We start from the raw sequence: 19,808 nt of genomic DNA on the forward strand, positions 1-19,808 counted from the left end.
TTTGCCTGCGCAAGGTGGTCCCCCCGGTCGCCCGGCAGGACCACCCGCTTCAGCACTTGTAGGTGAAGGACGCCTGGTCGCGCAGCGGGGTGCCCGACCCCGTCGGCGACAGGACGACCAGCCGCGCCGTGTACTTCTGGGTGCCCTCGCCCTTGACCCGCCAGGGGAAGTTCAGCTCGTAGGTCGTGGCGCCCGAGGGGACCGTGTCGGTCTGCTCGATGGGAGCCTTCCTGTCGCTGCGCCACCACTGGTACTTGATCTGCCCGGCCCCGCCGTTGGTGGTGACCTTGCCCACGATGTTCACCGTGACGTCGCAGCCCTTCGGCTTCGGCGCGGTGACCTCCACCGCCTCCACCGACAGCGGCGCGGCGCGCTGCGACCACAGGTACAGGGCCAAGGCCAGGATGGCGAGGAACAGCACGCCCGTGCCGAGCAGGCCGCCGCGCCGCCGCCGCTTGGGCGGCTTGGCGCCCAGCCGGTCCTTGGCCGCGACGGTGAGCTGCTGCTGCCCGGCCCGCCAGATCTGCGCGGCCGTCGTGTCCGAGGGCACGCCAGGGCCGAAGCGCATCTCGCCGCCGGTCGTGCCCGCGGCCCCGGCGGGCGTGGTGTCGGGAATCCCGGAGGCCGCCGCCGCCGCGCCGATCGCGGCCGCGTGACCCGGCAGACCCGGAGGCGGAGCCTGGCCCGACCCGGTGTCCCGGTAGAGCAGGGTCACGATCTCGCCCTCGTCGGCCTGCGGGCCGGTGGCGACCGGCGGCGCGGGCCTGCCGGTCGGGACGTCCGACGCCGACCACCACTGGAGCGTCCGCACCAGCCGCTCCCGGGTCGTGAACCCGGCGGGCAGCAGCTCGCGGCCGCTCAGCAGGGCGTCGCGCGCGGCGCTCAGCCCGCGCGACTCCGCCGTGGCCGCCGCGTGCTCCAGCAGGCGGACCGCGTCGGCGGAACCCGCGGCCCAGCCGGACGCGAGGCCCCTGGCCAGGGCCGCCCACGCCGCGACGTCCCGCTCCGGCGAGGCGTCGCCGCCGTACAGGGCCGTGGCGAGGCCGCGCTCGGCCAGCAGGGCCGTGCCGTCCTCGCCGACCACCACCGTGCCGGCGTGCAGGGCGCCGTGCGCGAGGCCCGCCGCGTGCACGGCGAGCAGCGTCTGCGCGGTCTCGACCAGGACGGTGGCCGCGCTGCCCGCGTCGGGCGCGTCCCCGGGCGGGCGTCCCCGCGCGAGGTCGTCCAGCGACGGGATGGCCGGGCGCGCGGTCAGCACCCACACCTCGCCGCCCGCGGCCACCAGGTCGGAGACCGGCAGCAGGCCGGTGACGCCGTTCTGGGTGAGGTGGCGGTCGGCGACGACCGCCGCCACCACCCGGTCCCGGGCCCCCGGCCCCGACAGCGCGCGCGGATCGAGCCGCAGCGCGCCGCTGCGGGCGCCGTCGGGGGCCACGGCGTCCACCCAGACGCCCACATCGGAGGCGCGCGAACGGTCGGCGAGCCGATAACCCGCGATGTTGCCGCCCTCTGGCATCTACCGCCGCCTCCGGTGCCGTCCCGCCATCCGCTTCCTCACGAACAGTGTGGCGGGAACGGCGCCCGTCGTCACCAGGCCGACGGCGAGAAGACCGGCCGGCACGTCGTCACCGCGGCCGGGCGGCGGGTCCGTGGGGCCGGTGCCCTCGCCGGACTCGCCCCGTGGCGTCTCGCCGCCGTCGCTCGGGGTCTCGCCCGTCCCCTCGCCGTCGCCGCCCGACCTGGTGGGGGTGGGCGTGGGGGTCGGTGTGGGAGTGGGGCGGGTGCGGGTCGGCTCCGGCGACGGGGGAGCGGAGGTGGGGGTCGGCGTCGGGGTCGGCTTGGGCCTCGGGGTGGGCTTGGTGCTCACCTTGGGGTCCTGCGGCTCGTCCTCGGTCGCCGACGGCTTCGGCTTGGGCTTGCCGGTCGGCGAGGCGGGCGCCCCCGGCTTGTCCGGCTTCTTGCTCGGCGAGGGGGCCTTCGCGGTGGGAGACGGAGCCCCGGTGGGGGCGGCGGCCGTCTGCCGCGGCGTGGTCGGCTGCGGAGAGGCCTCCTCGGACGGCTCCTGCGTGGGCTCCTCGGAGGGGACCTCGGTGGGGGAGTCGTCGATGGCGGGCTCGGGGCTGCCGTCGGAGGTGACGGTCTCGGCGGGCGCGGGCGTCGGAGTGAGCACGGAGGTCTGCGCCTGCAGCGAGGTGTCGCCGAGCGAACCGACCAGCACCGCGGTGACGGCGGACACGACCGCCAGCCCGAGCGCGCCGACCGCGATCTTGACGCTGAGCTTCTTCAGACCGCGCCGGGCGCCGAGGTCGGACTCGGCCAGCGCGGCCCCGCCCTGCGGCGCCGCCTCGCCGAGCGGGAACAGCAGAACGAGCAGGCCGGCGAGCGCGGCGAGGCGGCGGCGCCCGCGCTCCTCCCAGTCCTGGCCGTACGCCTCGACGGCCACGGCCTCCAGCTCGGCGAGGAACTCGGCGGCGGAGGCGGGCCGGTCGGCGGGGTGCTTGGCCATGCCCCGCTCCACCAGCCCGCGCAGCGGCGCGGGAACCTGCTCGGTCGGCGGCGGCATCGTCTGGTGCTGACGCGCCAGCACCAGCGCGTTCTGCGACTGGAACGGCCGGGTGCCGGTGAGGCACTCGAAGAAGACGACGGTCGCCGCGTAGACGTCCGTGCTCGGCCCCGCCGGGGCCCCGGCCCACTGCTCGGGCGCCATGTACGGCGGGGTGCCCGCGCCGCTCACGCCGTCGCCGACGCGCACCGCGATGCCGAAGTCGACCAGCTTGCTGTGCCCCGCGCCGTCGATGACGACGTTCTCGGGCTTGAAGTCGCGGTGGACCAGCCCATTGGCGTGCGCGGCGCCGAGGCCGAGCAGCGACCCCTTGAGCAGGACGAGCGCCGCCTCGGCGCCCGTCGGCCCCTCCGAGCGCAGCATCGCGCGCAGGGAGACGCCGTTGACGAGCTCCATGACGATGGCCGCGCCGCCGTCGCTCTCGACGTACTCGTAGAACCTCGCGGCGTGCGGGCTGTCCAGCAGCTCCAGCAGCCGCGCCTCGTGCCGGAACCTGATGAGGAAACCGGGGTCGGAGATGAGGTCGCCGGACAGGTATTTGATCGCGACCGTCGTTCCGTCGGCCTCGTGGCGTGCCATCACGACACGTCCAGAGCCCCCCGAGCCGAGATCTCGGATCTCGGTGTATCCGGGGACTTGCCAGGCCCCCATGTGGCCGTCCAATTCGATCTCCTTATGTGGCCGGGCCCCCACCCTTGACGCGAGAACGAAGCTTAACGACGACCTGGCGGCTTGAGGTGCCTAAGTCGATATTTGGCATGTTGTCGATGCGATTGTCAGTTATTGCGCGAGATTGCTGGTGACCGGCGGTGATTGCGAGGACACGACGGCCGTCACCCGGCGCCGCCGGGATCGGGGCGGCCGGAGATGTGCGGGGGTACCGGAATCCCCTCTCGCAGCGCCGGATCCGGCACGGGCTCGCCCCAGGTCGTCCGCAGCGGCAGCACGCCCGCCCACACCGGCAGCGCGTAGTCCTCCTCCTCGTCGCCCGGCGGCCCCTGGCGCATCTTCACCGACGCCTCGTCGAGCGGCACGGCGAGCACCGTCGTGGCGGCGAGGTCCTTGCGCGACGGCCCGCGCACCGCGTCCCACTGGCCGGGCGCGAGCTGCTCGGTGATCGCCCGCAGCGACGCCAGCCGCTCGTCGTCGTCCTCGACCACGCGCGCGGCGCCGAAGATCATCGCGGAACGGTAGTTCATCGAGTGGTGGAAGACCGAGCGGGCCAGCACGAGGCCGTCCACGAGCGTCACCGTGACGCAGACGTCCCCCGGCCCGGCGGCCGCGCGCAGCGAGGCGGCGCCGGTGGACCCGTGCACGTAGAGGGTGTCGCCGATCCTGCCGTACCCGGTCGGGATCACGCGGGGCGAGCCGTCCACCACGACCCCGAGGTGGCAGATCAGCCCGGCGTCGAGGACGGCGTACAGCTCGGCGCGGTCGGTGCGGCCCCGGTCCTTGGCCCTGGTGAGCGTCGTGCGAGTGGTCGTCGAGAGCATGCCGCTACCGTAGGACGGAAGTGGATGGTTGTGGACGTCCACTGACGACCACTTCTGAGAGACCACTTTCCCCGAGTCCGCCCCCGAGCCTCCCGGAGACCACCGTGCGCGGGTCCGTCGACCTCCCCCTCGCCCTGGACCGCGCGGCCCCGGTCCCGCTCGCCGTGCAGCTCACCGGACAGCTCCGCGAAGGCGTGCGCACCGGCATGCTCCGCTCCGGCGAGCGCCTGCCCTCCAGCCGGGCCCTGGCGCGGCTGCTCGGCGTCAGCCGCACGGTCGTGACCGAGGCGTTCCAGCAGCTCTACGCCGAGGGGTGGCTGGAGGGCCACCACGGCTCGGGTACCTATGTCGCGCACCTGTCCGGCTCCGCGGACCGGGACGGGGCGCCCGCCGCCCGCCGGGAACCGCCGGCGGAGCTCGACCCGTGGGGCGACGCCGAGCGGCCGCCCGCCGGGGTGATCGACCTGCGGCCCGGACGGCCGTGGGTGCTCGGGTACGACGAGGGCGCCTGGCGGCGTGCCTGGCGCCTGGCCGGGCTGCGCGCGCCCGCCGCGTACGTCGACCCTTACGGTCATCCCCGCCTGCGCGCGCTGCTGGCCGGGCACCTGCGCAGGGCCAGGGCCATCCCCGTCGGGCCCGAGAACGTGATGGTCACCCGCGGCACCGGCAACGGCCTCGACCTGGTGGCCGCCGCCCTGCTGCGGCCGGGCGACGGCGCGGGCGTGGAGGAGCCGGGCTACCGCACCGCCCGCCACGTGCTGGCCGCGCGCGGCGGACGGGTCACGCCGTGCCCGGTGGACGAGCAGGGCGTCGTCGTGGACGGGCTCCCCGAGGACCTGTGCGTCCTCTACACCACCCCCGCCCACCAGTACCCCCTCGGCGGCAGGCTGCCGATCGCCCGCAGGGAACGGCTGCTCGCCTGGGCCCGGCGCACCGGCGCCACCGTGCTGGAGGACGACTACGACGGCGAGTTCCGCTACGACGTGGCGCCGCTCCCCGCGCTGTACGGGCTCGACCCCGAGCGGGTCGTCCTGCTCGGCACGCTGTCGAAGTCGTTGGCGCCGGACGTCGGCATCGGCTGGCTCGTCGCCGCGCCCGCGCTGCTGCGGAAGATCGCCGCCATCCGGCGCGTGCTCGGCGACCGCACCCCGGGCCCGGTGCAGGAGGCGGTCTCCATCCTGCTGGAGCGCGGCGACCTGGACCGGCACCTGCGGCGCATGCGGCTGGAGTACGCGCGCCGCCGCGCCGCCATCGTCGACTCCCTCGGCTCCCGCGCGCGGGGCGACTCGGCCGGCCTGCACGTCTTCCTCGGCCTGCCCGCGGAGACGGTGGGCCCGCTGGTCGCCGAGGCCGCCGCGCGCGGCGTGCTCCTCGACACGACCGAACGCCACCACCACGGCCCGGTGGCCGCCCACGGCCTGGTGATCGGCTACGGCTCGGCGTCCCTCGCCGACGTCAGGAAGGCGTGCGAGATCATCCGCGACCTGCTCGGCGAGACCTCCGGCTGACCCCGGCTCAGGCCGCCCGGGTCAGGAGGTGGTCGCCCGGCGGAGGCGGGGCCGGGCGCAGCGACTCCACGACGGGCAGCGCCCGCGCCGCGTACAGCGGGTCCACGGGCAGGACGTGCCGCGCCCACCACAGCGCGACCTCCGGTTCGGGCGACGGCTCGACGAACGCCTCGGCGTAGATGTCGTACGGCGGGTCGTACAGGTAGCCGGTGGGGACGCCGCGCCGCGCCAGCGCGGCGATCGCCAGGTCGCGGTCCGCCACCAGCAGCGGCACCCGGAACAGCGGCTGGTCGGCGTGCGCCCGCACGCCTCCCGCCACGGTGGGCAGCTCGGCCAGCCGCGCGACCCCGGCCAGCCTGCGCTCGCGCTCGCGGGGCAGGCGGGCGAGGCGGCGGCCCTGGTACCAGCGGGCGAGGCCGCCCCGGGCGCGGCGGTAGTCGTGCAGGTCGGCGCGCACCCACGGGTCCAGCGGGGGCAGGCCGTCGTCCCGGCTGCGGGCGAGGGCCTCGCGCAGCGCGCCCGGCCGCAGGGCGATGCGGTACCCCTCGCGCGGCTCGTCCAGCCCTAACACGCGGGCGGCCCGCATCGCCGGCCGTGCCATGTCCATCCTCAGGGCGAGGTGGCGGGCCGCCGAGGTGGCGACGGAGAGTAAGTCCTTGCGCAGGGCGCCCGGCTGCAGCAGCAGGTCGCGCCCGCGCTCCAGCACGCGGCGGTCGGCGGCGCCGTCCACCACCAGCACGCCCCCCGATCCGGCCCCGGCGTGCTTGGACAGGCTGAACACCCCGGCCACGCCGAACGTGCCGAGCGGGCGGCCGTCGACGGAGGTCTCGGCCGCGTGCGCGACGTCCTCGATCACCACCATGCCCGCCATGGCGCGCAGATCGTCCGGCAGGCCGTACAGGTTCGTGGTGAGCACCGCGTCCACCGTGCCGAGCAGCGCGCGGACGGCGTCGATGTTGCCGTCCAGGACGGAGATCGGGGCGATCACCGGGATCAGCCCGGCGGCGAGCACGAGGAAAAGGATCTCGTCGGCCGAGATGGGCGACATGAGCAGGCGCTGCCCCGGGGTGCACCAGTGGCGCAGGGCGAGGTACAACCCGAGCCGGTTGGAGGGGAGGTACACGCTTTCACGGCCCGTGCGCGCCGTGAGGATCTTCTCGGGGCTCACCGCTCCCTCTTCCGTCGCACCGCCGCGGTCCGCCACCGCCCCGACGGTCAGAGCAGAAAGGTAGCGCATGCGATGGCCGGGGGACGCGCGTCGGCGTGAAGCCGTCCGCCGCCGGTCACCTCGCCCGGCGGGCGCGTGTCAGGACGCCAGGGAGGTGCGGATGCGCCCGTAGGTCTTGAGCGCCAGATCGGCGGTGTCGCGCAGCACCGAGTTGGCGAGGACCGTTCCACGTGCCTTGCGCATGGGGACGCGCACGAGCCAGTGGACCCCCGCGGCCGGCGTCGGCCGGGCGATCCTGCCCTCGGTCACCCACAGCTCGCCGGTCTTCAGCTTCTCCTTGTACTCCTTCTCCCCCCGCCCCATGTCGATCAGGCGGATGCCGGCCTCGGCGGCGCGCTCGGCCATCGCCAGGTGGTGGATCAGGCCGGGGGAGTACTTGGCGAACGCCGGATCGTAGGCGGGGAACCACCCGGCGAGCGTGGTCTTGGTGCGCAGCCCGAAGTGGCCCGCGACCGGCCGGCCGTCGACGTAGATCATGTCGAGCGCGCCGGCGAAGTGCTCGGTGTCGACGTCCAGCAGGTTCTCGACCAGGCGCGTGATCCACGGCCGCGAGAACCGGTCGGCGCGGCCGGTCCTGCGGTACTGGTCGGTCTTCCAGTCGGTGAGCGTGCGCAGCACGGCGTGGTCGCCGATCGCGAAGTCGTGGCGCAGCTCGCCGAAGTCGCGCCCGAGCTTGCGGCTCTTGTACGCGGTGCTCTTGTAGGTCTTGCCCGAGACCTTCTTCAGCGTCTCGACGTACGCCTCGTAGCCGTCGGACAGGTCGATCACGGGGGACGGGTGGCGCGAGTGCCGTTCAGGGACCAGCGGCTGCCCGGCCAGCAGGTGGTCGAACTCGAAGACCCCGAGCCCGCACGCCTTCATCAGCTCGGGCACGGAGAACTCGATGTCCTTGGCGTGCACCATGCCCTGCGCGTCGGTGAGCCCCGCCGCGACCGGCCTGCCGATGCCGAGCGGGTGACGCTCGAACGGGAAGAAGCCCACGATGTCGGCGCCGTCGGTCAGCACGGCCACGCGGGCCTGCTCGCGTACCCGGCCCGTCTCCATCGTGAACTCCGGCGACAGGAACGGGCTGTCCAATGACGGGTCGGCGCTCTGGAGAGCACGCCACCGTGCCGTCTCGGAAGGCCCGAGCTCGCGGGGATGTACGACGGAGATGCGCATGAGCTCCTACTGGGGTACCTAGCGACGCGGGCCAGGCTCGCGCCTTTACCCAGCTTGACGCCTAGGATGTAATAGTAGGATAAAGATCAGATCACGACGCCCGTGGGGCCGTTGATCGATTTCTCCGCCGCGCATCCCTCGGGCATATCGCGGGCTTCCCTGTCCGCACGGTCCGCATGGTCCGCACGGTCGCCGCGCGGGCGCGGCACGTCGAGGTTCGGCGCGGGTCCGCCGACGATGCGGTGGACGTCGATGGGGCCGGGGTCTCCTTCCGAGGTGCCGGGCACCTGAGAGTTGCCGAAGTGGCCGCCCCTCGCCCACAGCCGCCGGCTGCGCTGCGCGGCCAGCGAGTGCGGATAGGGCAGCGGGGGCCCGGCGGGCCAGTGCCGCGGCACCTCCCAGGAATCCAGCCAGGCCAGGATGTCGTCCAGCCCGTCGAGCTTGCTCTCGGTGAACGGCTCCTCCACCGAGCCCAGCACGCGGATCTGCACGCACACCCTGCCCTGCCTGTTGAGATCTCCGGGCAGGCCGTTTGCCGCGCGTGTGGGGGGCAGAGACTGGACGATCTGCCCCGAGACGGGGTTCCAGACGAGATGGGCGGGCTGTTTGATCTGCACGAGCCGCTGGGCGATGGATTTGGCGGAGACCCGCTGGGGATCGGTCGGCCATATGAACCAGACCACGCGGGGCGCGCCTCCGGCCATGGGGCCGGCGTCCGATGGAGCGGGAATTCGACTGGCGACGGGCAGCCATGCTCGGGCCACTGTGCCCCCTCAAATCCTCGGTCGCCGGATTCATACCGCTTTCATGCAAGGTCCACACCTTAAGATGCTTGATTATTAGTTCGGCGCTTCATCGGCAGACTTGAGTGGTTAAAGCGATTATCGGATGGTCCAGTGACGGACCACGACCCCCGGCGCGACGGCGTGCCGCGCGCATGCCGCCAGGGGGACGGTCGCGCCATGACGGCGGCACGACACCGGCACGACGCCCGCGCGGCGGCGGCGGGCCGGGCGCGGGACATCAGGGGGACATCAGGGGGACGGCGCCGGGGTCACCGCCCGTAGTGGGAGCATTTCAAGGGTCTTGCAAGCGTGAGCGGATACGGTGACGAAGTGTTGGAGAACAGTGGCCGGCATGCTCGGCGTCGCTACATCCCCCGCGGGCCCGCGGCCATCGGGGCAGGCCTGATCGCGCTCGCCCTGGTGGCGGGGCTCCTGGCGGTCGCCGCCCGGCGCGGGCCCGAGCGATCCGAGGGCGTGGCGGCCACCATCGTCGCCACCCCGCAGCCGCCGCCCACGCTCGAACCCCCGCCCGTGGTGGAAAGCTGGCCGCGCTGGGGCGTCACGCACACCCAGTACAGCGCCGACAACGAGACCCCCGAGGTCAGGAACAGGGTCGGCGACCTGTTCAGCCGGGTGCCCACCCTGCAGAACCAGCACATCATGGGCTGGGGCGCGGGCAACCCCGAGCCCTCGCCGGGAAAGTACGACTTCCGCGACCTGGACCGCCGCGTCAAGCTGATGGCCGCCACCAAGGCCCAGCCGGTCCTCACCCTGTGCTGCGCGCCCGACTGGATGAAGGGCGGCGCGGAGGGCCGCACGAACTGGGGCAAGATCGAGGTGGCACCCCGGCGGGAGCACTTCGACGACTTCGCCGCGCTGGCCGCCACCGTCGCCAAGCGCTACCCCACCGTCACCCATTACATGGTCTGGAACGAGTTCAAAGGCTTCTGGGACGAGGCGCACAACAACTGGGACGTCGAGGCGTACACCGACCTGTACAACCGCGTCTACGACGCGCTCAAGGCCGTGAACCCGAAGATCCAGGTGGGCGGGCCGTACATCCCGGTGGACAGCCACGTCTCCAGCGCCAACTCCTCCACGGTCAAGGGGCCGTGGGGCTCCATCGACAGCAGGCCGCTGGAAGCCGTCCAGTACTGGCTGGAGAACAAGAAGGGCGCCGACTTCATCGTCGTCGACGCCTCCTCCGCCACCAACGACCGCGGCCTGGTCCCTGACGAGTTCACCGCGCTCAAGAAGTTCTCCGCCGTGACCGCGTGGCTGAGGGAGAAGAGCGGCGACCTGCCCGTCTGGTGGGCCGAGTGGTACATCTCACCCGACAACATCGACTGGGACGAGCAGCACCGCACGGCCGTGCAGGCCGCGGCCATGATGGAGTTCGCCAGGAGCGGCGCGGCCACCGCCCTCTACTGGAACCCGCAGCGCCGCCAGGGGGACGACTGCCCCGGCTGCCTCTGGTCGCCCGCGCGCGGGGACGAGATGCCGATGGCGGGCCTGATCAGCGGGTTCACGCGCTGGTTCCCCGCGGGCGCCGAGCTCGTGGACGTCCAGGTCTCCGACCCGCGCGTCCAGGTGCTCGCGGTGGACAAGCAGATGATCATGGTGAACACGGCCGGCGCGGCCCTGAAGGTCCAGGTCGACGGCCGCCCCTTCGAGCTCCAGCCGTACGCGGTCCAGTGGAGCGACCGGGGACAGTGACCGGCCGGCCGCCGGGCGGGCAGGACTCCTTCGACAGGAGGCCCCGCCCGCCGAAAGGGCGGCCCGGCGCCAGGACTCCTCGTCCGGTCAGGGCGAGGTCAGCGTCAGGAAGCGCTCCACGATCACGGCCAGCGCCGCCGCCGTCATGAGCAGGCCGACGATCATCAGCTTGCGGCGGCCCCGTGGCGCCCGCTCCGCGCCGCGAAGCCGCGCCAGCTCGGCCGCGAACAACGTCGCCACCGCCAGCGCCAGCGCCGCCAGCCCCAGCGGCGTCCACGGCGTGGACCGGTCGCCGACCAGCGTCATCGCCGTCGGCGGCGGGATCTCCGAACCCCGCGGGTACGAGCGCAGCGTGTAGATCGCCGCGTCCGCGTTGGCGAACACCCGCTTCAGGCTCGTGGAGGAGTCCAGCGTGGCGCGGAACCGCTTGCCCCAGTCCGCGGGGAAGCCGTGGTTCAGCTCCAGGTACGCCGCCTGTCCGCGACTGATGATCAGGAACGTGTTGGCCGCCTTGCCGCGCAGCGCCGTCAGCACGCCGGACAGGTCCTTCGGGTCCTTGGTGACCAGCGCCTGGTCGTACTCCACCAGGTCGATGTCCCGCTCGCGCCACGGGATCGTCGGCGTGACCTCCTCGCCGAGCACCGGCACCAGGTACAGCAGCCGCGCGCTCGGCCGGTCGTGGGCGTAGACGTAGTGCATCGCCGCGGCCTCGCCCGTCGTGACCCGCTCGAACTTCTCGTTGCCGTAGCGCGCCACCAGGAACGCCACCGACAACGCCAGCGCCGTCCCCGCCGCCAGCACCGCCGAGATCTTCCGCGTCGTGCCGGGGGACGGGCGGAACCTGCGGCGCCGCGTGGGGACCGTCTCGCCCTCCCGCGCGTCGGCCGTGTTCGCCGGCAGGTTCGGGAAGAACGCGTACGCGCCGAGGATGCACGCCGCGGGCAGCGCGAACATGTAGACGCGCAGGCCGATCTCGCCGCCGTAACTCTGCAGGCCGAGCGCCAGCACGGGCACGCACAGCAGCACCAGCGCGCTGCGGTCGGCGACGCCCCGCCGCAGGCGCCGCAGCAGGCCCACCCCGGCGAACATCAGGATCACGCCGCAGATGGCCAGGCGCACCTGCAGCACGATGGCGTGCTGCGGGTCGGTGCCCTCCAGGCGGTCGCCGGTGTTCTCCTGCAGGTTGGCGAAGATCTTGCCGATGCCGCCGAACAGCTCGTTGATCCGGCCGCTCCAGAACGGCGTCGCCTGGTAGTTGATCCACGCGATCACGATCAGGCCGAGGAACACCGGCAGCGCCAGCGACAGCGTGCTGCGCCGTAGCAGGATCAGCCCCGTCAGCGCGCCCAGCATCATGAAGGGCGTGATCTGGTGGGTCGCCGTCGTCGCCACGAACAGGCCGACCAGCAGCGTCAGCAGCACCACCCGGTCGGTCACCGTCGTCGGCCGCGCCGGCAGCTCGCCGGGCGCCAGCCGGTCCAGCCGGGCGAGCAGCCGGCGCAGGGGTCCCTTGGCGGGCAGCGGCGCGGTCCGCGGCTCGGCGCGGCCGAACCAGCGCATCAGGATCGCCACGAACACCAGGTACAGCGCGAAGGTGAAGCCCTGCGGCGAGAAGTAGTCCTGGCCGATCCATTGGACGAGGACGAACAGCAGCGCGGCGAACCAGCGCGCCCGGGTGGTGGCGACGATCTGGCGCAGGATCAGCACGAACGGCAGCAGGTACAGCACGTTGGACAGGAACGGCGTCCACTGCAGCACCATCGAAGGATCGTCGATGCCCGCGGCGCGCAGCACGAATCCGAACAGCGCGAAGAAGCCCGGCCAGGCGAACCGGGCGTCCAGGCCGGGCAGGGCCTCGCCCGCGCGGCCGATGTACTCGGCGAAGCCCGCGTGGACCCAGGCGGTGTGGAAGCGGGGTTCCGGCTCGATCAGCGCCGCCGCGCCGTGCAGGGCGAAGGTGATCGCGCCGAGCTGGGACAGCAGCAGGCCCTTGCGGTCGGTGTTCTGCGTCAGGGTCACGAAGAACGACACGATGAGCAGCGCGATCGCGGCGAAGGCCGTCACGGGGAGCACCGAGATCAGGCCCAGACCGTCGATCTTGTCCAGGTCGACCCCGCGCATGGGGCCGTGCGGCACCCGCATGGCCAGCACGTACATGACCAGGCCCTCGATGGTGAGCAGCGGCGGCAGCCAGAACGCCGCCCTCCCCGCCACCCGCCCCGCGAGCACCCCGCCCGCCCGCACCCGAGCCGCCTGGTCCCGCCGCACCGCCTGGTTGCGCCGCGCGGCCTGATCGCCCCGCGCGGCCTGGTCCGGCTGCGCGGCCTGGTCCCGCCGCGCCGCTTTCTCCGTCCGAGCGGATCGCCGGGCGCGAGCCGTCCCGTCCGCGTGCGCCGTCCCGTCGGCCCCGAATGTCTCGTCCGCCTGAGACGTCCTGTCTGTCTGGGCCGTCTTGTCCGCCCGAGCGGTCCCGGCCGCCTTGTTCGTCTCAGCCGGCCGGTCCGCGCGCGTCGTATCGTGCGTGCGAGAGGTCTCGCCGGTCCGCGCCGGCTCCGCCGCCAGGGCCGCCTCGCGGGCCGCCTTCCTCGCCCGCGCCTCTCTCTCCCTGCGCTTTCGCGCCGCCTTCTCCGTCCACGTCCGCGCCGGGCTCTCGCGCTTGCCCGTGGCGGGGCCGGCGGCCTCCGCGGGGGCCTGCGCGGACCTCTGGGCGGCGCTCGCCTGGTCCGTGGTCGCCGAGGGGGGTTCGACCGGCTCGCGGGTGGCGAGCATCTCCCGGACGTACCTGCGGGGCGGCGTGTTCGCCGGGTCCACGTACAGGGGCATCACGACCGGGCCCGGGGTTTCCGCGACGCGGGGGGACGCCGGGCTACGGAAGTCCGCCGTCTCGTCGGCCGTGTACTCCTCCGGGCCGGATCGCTCGGCCGCGGCGTTCTCCGGGCCGGGCTCCTCCGGATCGGGGTCGTCCCCAGGTGAGTCCTGGTCAGGCCGGGCCGGCGGTGTGGCAGGGGAGGGCTTGGACGGTCGGTGCCGGCGGACGGGGACGTCCGGCGCGGCGGGAGGCTGCACGGCGGGGGCGACCTCCGCCGTGTCCGGTCCCGAGGACGAGGTCAGCGCCTGGACGAGGTCGTCCCCCGGCGACACGGGGATCACCTGGGTGTCCTCGGCATCAGGGACGACCGGCGCCGCCTTCCGCCCGCCCGCCGGGTTCTTCCCACCGCCTCGCGAGGAGCCTTGGTCCGCGCCGGTGTCGTCATGCTCTGTGGGCGAGGAGTCCTGGTGCGCGCCCGTGGTGTCGTCCTCCGGGGGCGAGGGCTCCTGGTGCGCGCCCGTGGTGTCGTCGTTCGTGGGCGAGGAGTCCTGACCCGTGCCGGTGGTGTCGTTCTCCGCAGGCGAGTCGTCCGGGGTCGCGTCCGTCGTGGCCTGGTCCGTACGGGGGGAGTCCTCGGGGGAGTCCTGGTCCGGTGGCGGGGAGTTCGGGTCCGGGCGCGGGGCGTCCTCGTCCGGGCCGGAATCGCGCTGGTTCACCGAGTCCGGCTCCGGGGCGGAGTTCCCCTCGTCGGGGCGTGGAGCGCCGGGGGGTGGGGTGGGGGGTGGCCTGTGGTCGGTGTCCTCGGCTCGCTCGGCCGTCTCGTGCTTCGCCGCTTCACCCGTCCCTTGCCTCACGTTGACCATGATGCGGCCTCTGGCGTGTCCCGCGCGCCAGACGAATGCGGCGTTTCTGTGGTTTTGAGAATTTTACGTAGTCCGCCGAAGATCAGAGCGGCCACCAGCAGCTCGCTGAACAGCAGTCCGTACCCCACCGAGGTGATGCCCGTCACCGGCAGCAGGATGACCGACGAGGACAGCACGAGCACCGCCAGCCCGATCTGGACGAGGGCGAGCATGCGGGCCCGGCTGGTGGCTCGCAACGCGCTCAGGTAGATCTCGATGAGCACGCGCGGCAGCACCGCGAGGGCCATCAGCCGCAGCAGCGGCGTGCCGTGCTCGGAGAACCCCGGCCCGAACACCGAAAGGATCAGCGGAGCCGCCACGAACGTCACCACCGCGACCGGTCCGATGATCAGGTACGCCCGGCGCAGCGCCTGCCGGCAGTTGGCGGCCAGCCGTGACCCGTCCGCCGACCCCTCGATGGTCAGCGAGGTGGCCATGTTGATGGCCAGCAGCTCGATCATCGCCCCCAGCGTCTGCGCCATCGCGAAGTAGCCGAACAGCTCCCCGCTCACCCGCGAGGCGACGTACACCGGCAGGAAGTAGACGATGGCCAGGACCGAGAACGCCCCCGGGTAGTCGCCGGCCAGGAAGCGGCCGATCTCGCGGAGGCCGGGCGGGCGCGTCCCCTCGGGCGCGCCGCGGGCGTGCCGGGGCACCAGCACGCCGAAGATGAAGAGGTTCACCGGGATCAGCGCCAGCGCCGTCGGGATGATCCACGACACGAACACGCCGTCGTCGGGCAGCGCGCCCGACAGGGCCACGAGCAGCCCCATCTTCACGACGCCGAAGCACACGCTGTTCACCGGCACCCAGACGGCCTGCCGCATCCCGGCGAGCGCCACGTCCTGCAGCGTGAACACCGACCAGATCGCCACCGAGGCGAGGAAGAACACCCCCGGCCCCAGCCCGGCCAGCCGGGCGTAGTTCTCCCCCCAGAACGGCAGCGTGAGCAGGAACCCCACGGCCGCGACCACCGCCGTCACCGTGGCGATGAGGTAGCCCCGCCCGATGAGCCCCCCGGTGCGCTTGCCAGCCACCGGGATGAACCGGGCGAGCGCGCCGGTCAGGCCGAGCGCCGTGAGCCCCGCGAACAACCGCATCGCGTTGATCAGCGCCTGGCTGCGCCCGAAGTCCTCGGGGGAGTACAGCCGGGCGGCGAGCAGCCAGTAGCCCATGCCGAGCACCGCCGTGACGGCCGTGTTGGCCATCAGGGCGTACCCGTTGAGGAAGAGCGGGTTGCGCAGGTCGCGCATGAGCCGCCGGCGCAGCCCGGCGAGCCCCCGGTCCCGTCCGTTCTCCTTTCGATCCCTCGGTCCGCCTGCCACGGTGGTGGTCATGGCGGTCTCACCCCCCTCGTCGACGCCTGGCGTCGCCCGCGGTCGCGTCACACGCGCCCGACCACGTGGCGCAGGCCGTACCGCGTCCGGCGCACCACCGCGTACCCCTTGGTCAGGGCGTGTTCCTTCAGATAGATCATGGGGACGCCGCGCCCCTCGACCGCGCGCCGGAAGCGGTCCATGCCGGTGGACCGGCCGACGGTGAGCCGGGAGAGCGCCATGACGTCGCCGGACTCGTCCGCGAGCGCGTTGGCGACCGCGCACGCCGCCCAGTAGCCCGCCTTGCGCACCTCTTTGCGCACCCGGGCGCTGGAGTAGCCGTACGGGTAGGCCATCGTGGCGACGGGCCACCCCACCTTGTCCTCCAGCAGGGCCTTGTTGCGGCGCAGCTCCACGCGCAGCGCGGCGTCGGATAACTGGTCGAGCTGGGGGTGGCTGTGGCTGTGCCCGGCGATCTCGATGCCGCACGAGGCGGCCTCGCGGGCCTGGCTCCAGGTCAGCATGCGGTCCAGCGGCCGGCCCGCGGCGTCGGGCCCGGCGTCCTCGACCCACCCGCTGGTGAGGAAGACGGTCGCGGGGAAGCCGAGGCCGTCCAGGACGGGCAGCGCGTTCTCGTGGAAGTCGGCGTAGCCGTCGTCGAACGTCACGACCACGGGACGCTCGGGCGCCGGGGCGCCGCCCGTGCCGTACAGCGAGGCGACGAGGTCGGCGAGCGTGAGCGGCGTGAACCCCCGGTCCTTGAGGTAGGCCATCTGCGCCTCGAACACCGAGGGCCGCACCGCCAAGGGCCGTGTGGCGCTGTTCGGACGGTCGGTGACCGAGTGGTACATCAGGATGGGCACACGCATGAACTCACCGTTCGTGTCGGTTGGTCTCGGCTCGGTCGCCGCGCAGGCGCAGCCGGGCGGACCCGACCGCGTACCCCCAGGAGGTCCAGGCCAGGCCGGCGACGATCGCCCCCGCCCTGGCGAGCCCCGCCGGGTCGCCGCGCAGCGCGTCCCGCACGCCGCGCAGCGCTCCGAGCGGGAGCACCTTCAGGGCGTGGGAGCGTTCGCTGGACAGGCCGTCGCCCGCGCCTACGCTGCGCGCGACCAGGGCCTTGGACAGCCCCTCGGCGTAGCAGCGCGCGCGGAAGTAGCGGAACGTGGCCCGGGAGGCGGGGACGCGGTGGCCGATGACGGCCTCGGGCTCGAACATGATGACCGACCCCGGCCTGCGCTGGGCGAGCCGGATGCAGAACTCGGTCTCCTCGCAGCCGAGCGGCCTGCTCTTGCGTCCCTGCACGCTGCGCCCGATGCCGGAGTGGAACCCGCCGACCTCGCCCACGACGTGGCCGCGGAAGGCGGCGTTGCCGCCCATCACGTTGCGGATGGCCTTGCGCTCGGCCGGCAGGCCGCGGTAGGTGCACCCGACGGTCCAGTCGAACTCCTCGGGGAACCACCGCGGCCGGCGGCCGTTCGCCCACAGGGGGTGGGTCAGCCCGCCGACCCCGACGACGGCGGGGTCGGCGGCCATGGCCCGCGCGAACGCCGCGAGCCACCCGGCCTCCGCCACCGCGTCGTCGTCCAGGAACGCCACCACGTCGCCGGAGGCGGTGGCCACCCCGGTGTTCTTGCCGCCGGAAAGCCCTTGTTCGTGGGTGTTCTCCACGACGATCGCGTCGGCGTACTCCCGCTTCAGCCTGAGGTGAAGGTCGGGGTTGTGGTCGACGACGAGGATCAGCTCGTGCGGCGGGAACGTCTGGGCGCGCACCGATCCGACGGCGGCTTGGATGTCGTCCCACCGGTCTTCCGTGTAGACACAGATGACGACGGAGATCTTCATCCCGCTATGCCGCGCCCTGGTCCGCGGCGCGCTGCGCGGAGGACGGGGCCGGAGCGACCTCGACCGGCGGGCGCCGCCACTCGCGCATGATCGTCCTGAGCACGCGCCAGCCGTCCCTGACGACGCGCAGGTTGCTCTCGCCGTGGATGCGGCACCGCTCGTGGCTCGGCACCTCGTGGACGCGCAGGCCTGCCTTGGCCGCGCGGATGTTGAGCACGGTCTCGACCTCGAACCCCTCGCAGTCGAGGTCGAGGACGTCCAGGTGACGCGTCCAGAACGCGTTGTAGCCGTAGCACAGGTCGGTGTACCGGGTGCCGTAGATCCGGTTCACCATGCCGCGCAGGACGCTGTTGCCGAGGCGGCGGCTGAAGGTGAGGTCGTCGCTGCCCCCGCCGCTCGCGTACCGGGACCCCTTGACGAAGTCCGCCCCGGTCAGCAGGGCCCCGACGAAGTAGATGATCTCGCGGCCGTCGGTGGAGCCGTCGGCGTCGATCATGACGATGATGTCGCCCGTGCACGCCGCGAACCCCGTGCGAAGGGCGTCGCCCTTGCCCTTCCCGCGTTGCTGGACGACACGCAGGTTCGGGCGCAGGCGGCGGGCGACCGCCACGGTGTCGTCGGTGGAGTTGCCGTCCACCAGAATGATCTCGTGGATCCAGTGCGGCAGGGTGGCGAAGACGTGAGGGAGGTTCTCCGCCTCGTTCATCGCGGGGATGACGACGCTGACGGTCGGGGATATGGCCAGATGCGGGGTCACCGGCGTGAAGCGCTCCACGCCCGGCAATGGCCGCAGCGCGTGGATCTGGGGCTTCCCGCTGTGCTTGGTGATCTCGGGACTCATTTGAGGGAATGTCCTTCCGGGCGGTCTGACATCGGCGGCGACTGCCAATAGGACCGGCGCGACTGGACGGAGAGGGGATTCTCCGTCCCGGTCATAACTTGAGGTGTGCTGTGTCGTGCGAGGGGACGCGCCTTTCAGCGCGCCCCCGAGGGTTCCTTCTCGACGGTTGCGGGCTGGAGGGATGTGCGGACCCGTCCGAAGCCCTTCAGCAGGCGGTCTGCCAGCCGGTAGAGCGACGGACGGTCAACCACGATGTTGCGCGCCTTGTTCACGGGCGTCCGGCCCATCCAATGGACCGCCGCCGTCGCCGACGGCCGGGAGACCCGGCCCTCGGTGACGTGGGTGGTGCCGTTCTTCAACCAGCCCTTGTACTCCCTGCCCCCCTTGCCCATGTCGACATGGCCCAGGCCGTGAGAGGCGGCCTGCTCCGCCATGTGCAAGTGGTGCATGATCCCGGGGGAGTACCGGGCGAACTCGGGGTCGTAGGCCGGGAACCATCCGACCAGGGTCTTCTCGGTGCGCAGGCCGAAGTGCCCCGCCACGGGGGTGTCTCCGGCGTAGAGCATCGTCAGCACGCCCGCGAACGAGGGCGAGTCGCTGGCGTGCATCTCCTCCAGCAGCTCGACGATCCACGGCTGGGCGAAGCGGTCGACCCGCCCGGTGCGGCGGTACTGGTCGGACTTCCAGCCGGTGAGGACGCGCATGGCGTCCGGGCCGGCGGCGCCCCAGTCGAGGTGGACCACGCCGTGCTCGCGGGCGAGCTTGCGCTCCTTGTAGCGCACCGTCTTGTAGTTCTTCGGGGAACTGGCCCGGACGTGCCCGATGTAGGCGTCGTAGCCGCCGGTGAGGTCCATCATCGGCACGGGCCGCACCGCGGACTCGTGCGGCTCCCACGTGGTCTGCCCCGCGACCATGTGGTCGAAGGCGAAGACCGACAGGCCGCAGGCGCGGAGCAGGTGGCGGGCGGGGATGTCGAGGTCGGGGAGGGCGATGAGGCCGTGGCAGGTGGTGAGCCAGCTGCCGAGGGGCTTGCCGATGCCGAACGCGTGCCGCTCGAACGGGAGGAAGCCGACGACCTTGCCGTGGTCCTCGATCACCGCGACGCGGACGTAGGAACGCAGCCGGCCGAGGGCCAGCGCGAACTCCACGGACAGGAAGGGGTTGTCCAGCGACGGCGTGGCGATCTGGAGCTCGCGCCATCGCGCGACCTCTGCCTGACCGAGATCCCCGGGCCGGATGACCGTCACTTTCATCTTGACCCGGCCCCCTGTTCTACGTGCGCGCTGCCGTTCCCTCGGTACAGCGACCGAAGCACCCACATGAACCCGGCGAGTACGGCGACGGTGGCCACGCCCGCGCGCGGAGACCATGCGTCGAATAGCAGCATGGCTTCGGCTAAGAGAACGTTTATAACGAGACTTGCCGCGGCACCAACCGTTAGTGCGGCGAGAGGGTCACGATCACGCAACAGTCCGACGACCGACGCCCCCGGCACCACCAAAAGGAACAAAGCGGTAAGAATCGGGCGTGCGGGGGTCTGGATGTCGGCCAGCGCGACGACCGCTCCCGCGGCACACGCCAGTACCAGAACCCAAAACAGCACCGCCCTATTGATACGCATTTCTCCTGGCTCCGCTGGTC

At 72.8% G+C, this 19,808-nt stretch carries 14 protein-coding genes; 2 read left to right on the top strand and 12 right to left on the bottom strand.

The annotated features are described in order from the left end of the window. Nucleotides 1-49 precede the first annotated feature (49 nt). From BJ981_RS19770 to BJ981_RS19780, 3 genes are all read right to left on the bottom strand, one after another. Nucleotides 50-1,516, bottom strand: coding sequence for a protein kinase family protein (locus BJ981_RS19770; RefSeq protein WP_184612791.1), 1,467 nt, complete (start codon nucleotides 1,514-1,516; stop codon nucleotides 50-52). After that, entirely contained in the window at nucleotides 1,517-3,214 is a 1,698-nt protein-coding gene (locus BJ981_RS19775) for a serine/threonine-protein kinase (RefSeq protein WP_184616250.1), read from the bottom strand. Nucleotides 3,215-3,396: 182 nt separating this feature from the next. Beyond that, a complete protein-coding gene (locus BJ981_RS19780) occupies nucleotides 3,397-4,056 on the bottom strand; it encodes a pyridoxamine 5'-phosphate oxidase family protein (RefSeq protein ID WP_184612792.1) in 660 nt (219 codons plus the stop codon). Between the two features lie 104 nt (nucleotides 4,057-4,160). On the opposite strand from BJ981_RS19780, the gene pdxR reads away from it, so the two are divergent. Next, nucleotides 4,161-5,564, top strand: coding sequence for a MocR-like pyridoxine biosynthesis transcription factor PdxR (pdxR, locus tag BJ981_RS19785; RefSeq protein WP_184612793.1), 1,404 nt, complete (start codon nucleotides 4,161-4,163; stop codon nucleotides 5,562-5,564). Between the two features lie 7 nt (nucleotides 5,565-5,571). Here the strand turns inward: pdxR and BJ981_RS19790 are convergent, their stop codons facing one another. From BJ981_RS19790 to BJ981_RS19800, 3 genes are all read right to left on the bottom strand, one after another. Next, the gene (locus BJ981_RS19790; RefSeq protein WP_204070670.1) at nucleotides 5,572-6,732 is read right to left on the bottom strand and encodes a DegT/DnrJ/EryC1/StrS family aminotransferase; all 1,161 of its coding nucleotides are present in this window, start codon (nucleotides 6,730-6,732) and stop codon (nucleotides 5,572-5,574) included. A 138-nt stretch (nucleotides 6,733-6,870) separates the two neighbouring features. After that, nucleotides 6,871-7,953, bottom strand: coding sequence for a GNAT family N-acetyltransferase (locus BJ981_RS19795; protein WP_184612795.1), 1,083 nt, complete (start codon nucleotides 7,951-7,953; stop codon nucleotides 6,871-6,873). 86 nt (nucleotides 7,954-8,039) lie between these two features. Then, nucleotides 8,040-8,636: a hypothetical protein gene (locus BJ981_RS19800; RefSeq protein WP_184612796.1), complete on the bottom strand. Its 597-nt coding sequence runs from the start codon at nucleotides 8,634-8,636 to the stop codon at nucleotides 8,040-8,042. Nucleotides 8,637-9,068: 432 nt separating this feature from the next. Here BJ981_RS19800 and BJ981_RS19805 point away from each other — a divergent pair, with 432 nt between their 5' ends. Beyond that, entirely contained in the window at nucleotides 9,069-10,454 is a 1,386-nt protein-coding gene (locus BJ981_RS19805) for a GH39 family glycosyl hydrolase (RefSeq protein ID WP_239139680.1), read from the top strand. Nucleotides 10,455-10,541: 87 nt separating this feature from the next. Here BJ981_RS19805 and BJ981_RS19810 read toward each other — a convergent pair whose 3' ends face one another. The 6 genes from BJ981_RS19810 to BJ981_RS19835 all read right to left on the bottom strand — a co-directional run bounded on the left by BJ981_RS19810 (nucleotide 10,542) and on the right by BJ981_RS19835 (nucleotide 19,420). Next, a complete protein-coding gene (locus BJ981_RS19810; RefSeq protein ID WP_184612797.1) occupies nucleotides 10,542-14,117 on the bottom strand; it encodes a hypothetical protein in 3,576 nt (1,191 codons plus the stop codon). Beyond that, nucleotides 14,114-15,502: a lipopolysaccharide biosynthesis protein gene (locus BJ981_RS19815; protein WP_184612798.1), complete on the bottom strand. Its 1,389-nt coding sequence runs from the start codon at nucleotides 15,500-15,502 to the stop codon at nucleotides 14,114-14,116. The genes BJ981_RS19810 and BJ981_RS19815 overlap by 4 nt, the downstream gene beginning before the upstream one ends. A 47-nt stretch (nucleotides 15,503-15,549) precedes the next feature. Then, nucleotides 15,550-16,350, bottom strand: coding sequence for a polysaccharide deacetylase family protein (locus tag BJ981_RS19820; protein WP_184612799.1), 801 nt, complete (start codon nucleotides 16,348-16,350; stop codon nucleotides 15,550-15,552). 4 nt (nucleotides 16,351-16,354) lie between these two features. Continuing rightward, the gene (locus BJ981_RS19825) at nucleotides 16,355-17,326 is read right to left on the bottom strand and encodes a glycosyltransferase family 2 protein (RefSeq protein WP_184612800.1); all 972 of its coding nucleotides are present in this window, start codon (nucleotides 17,324-17,326) and stop codon (nucleotides 16,355-16,357) included. A gap of 4 nt (nucleotides 17,327-17,330) precedes the next feature. Next, nucleotides 17,331-18,167, bottom strand: a complete 837-nt coding sequence (locus BJ981_RS19830; protein WP_184612801.1) for a glycosyltransferase family 2 protein — start codon at nucleotides 18,165-18,167, stop codon at nucleotides 17,331-17,333. Nucleotides 18,168-18,301: 134 nt separating this feature from the next. Further along, nucleotides 18,302-19,420: a GNAT family N-acetyltransferase gene (locus BJ981_RS19835; protein WP_184612802.1), complete on the bottom strand. Its 1,119-nt coding sequence runs from the start codon at nucleotides 19,418-19,420 to the stop codon at nucleotides 18,302-18,304. Nucleotides 19,421-19,808 lie beyond the last annotated feature (388 nt).

It is taken from the genome of Sphaerisporangium krabiense (genome assembly GCF_014200435.1).
GTDB classification, from domain to species: domain Bacteria; phylum Actinomycetota; class Actinomycetes; order Streptosporangiales; family Streptosporangiaceae; genus Sphaerisporangium; species Sphaerisporangium krabiense.

Bases quoted from the DNA above. Each gene is read 5' to 3' on its own strand.
- BJ981_RS19830 (WP_184612801.1), bottom strand. From the start codon at position 18,167: ATGAGTCCCGAGATCACCAAGCACAGCGGGAAGCCCCAGATCCACGCG.
- BJ981_RS19835 (WP_184612802.1), bottom strand. From the start codon at position 19,420: ATGAAAGTGACGGTCATCCGGCCCGGGGATCTCGGTCAGGCAGAGGTC.
- BJ981_RS19815 (WP_184612798.1), bottom strand. From the start codon at position 15,502: ATGACCACCACCGTGGCAGGCGGACCGAGGGATCGAAAGGAGAACGGA.
- BJ981_RS19780 (WP_184612792.1), bottom strand. From the start codon at position 4,056: ATGCTCTCGACGACCACTCGCACGACGCTCACCAGGGCCAAGGACCGG.
- BJ981_RS19820 (WP_184612799.1), bottom strand. From the start codon at position 16,350: ATGCGTGTGCCCATCCTGATGTACCACTCGGTCACCGACCGTCCGAAC.
- BJ981_RS19775 (WP_184616250.1), bottom strand. From the start codon at position 3,214: ATGGGGGCCTGGCAAGTCCCCGGATACACCGAGATCCGAGATCTCGGC.
- BJ981_RS19825 (WP_184612800.1), bottom strand. From the start codon at position 17,326: ATGAAGATCTCCGTCGTCATCTGTGTCTACACGGAAGACCGGTGGGAC.
- BJ981_RS19770 (WP_184612791.1), bottom strand. From the start codon at position 1,516: ATGCCAGAGGGCGGCAACATCGCGGGTTATCGGCTCGCCGACCGTTCG.
- BJ981_RS19795 (WP_184612795.1), bottom strand. From the start codon at position 7,953: ATGCGCATCTCCGTCGTACATCCCCGCGAGCTCGGGCCTTCCGAGACG.